1 protein-coding gene is annotated in these 585 nt (G+C 71.6%); it reads right to left on the bottom strand.

Annotated features, from left to right (window positions below; translation table 11 throughout):
• Positions 1 to 122 precede the first annotated feature (122 nt).
• Positions 123 to 509, bottom strand: coding sequence for an AGE family epimerase/isomerase (locus FUT87_RS18515; protein WP_310735257.1), 387 nt, complete (start codon positions 507 to 509; stop codon positions 123 to 125).
• Positions 510 to 585: the final 76 nt, after the last annotated feature.

Below are 585 nucleotides of genomic sequence, written 5' to 3'. Positions count from 1 at the left end.
CAGAGCCGCTGGTACCAGTCCCAGTAGAAGGCCGCGTCGCCCTGGGTGCGGACCGCCAGCAGCGCCGCGGCGGCGGCGCTCGTCGGCCTGCGCCACGAAATACTTGTCCGCGTCGCACACGCTCAGGTCGGGCGCCAGCGAGTAATGCAGGCCGCCCCGAGCACGGTCCCAGCCTTGTCCATCGCGACCCTGAACAGGCGGTCGGCGGTGGGCAGCGCCCAGCCCAGGTCCGCCTCCAGCGCGTCGCCGCGCGCTTGCAGCTGCAGCAGCAGCTTGGCCCACTCGGTGAGGTGGCCGGGCTGGTAGCCCCAGGGGCGGAACAGGTGGGCCGGGTTGTCGATGTTGTATTGCCAGTCCGGTTGCCACTGCGTGTCGTAGTGCTCCCAGATCAGGCCGCCGCAGCGCTGGGCCTGGCGCTGGGTGATGTTGTAGGCCAGCTGGTGGGCGCGCTCCAGGTAGCGGCGCTCGCCGGTCGCGGTCGAAGGCGGCCAGCAGGGCCTCGCAGGCATGCATGTTGGCGTTCTGGCCGCGGTACGGCGACAGCGTCGACCAGTCCGCGCTGGCCTCGTCCGCATACAGGCCGGC

The sequence above is a fragment of the Mitsuaria sp. TWR114 genome, from assembly GCF_007997345.1.
Note: the sequence above shows the minus strand (reverse complement) of the source record. Positions and strands in the feature narration are given on the sequence as shown.

Excerpts from the sequence above, each read along its gene's own strand:
- FUT87_RS18515 (WP_310735257.1), bottom strand. The coding sequence starts at position 509 with ATGCCTGCGAGGCCCTGCTGGCCGCCTTCGACCGCGACCGGCGAGCGC.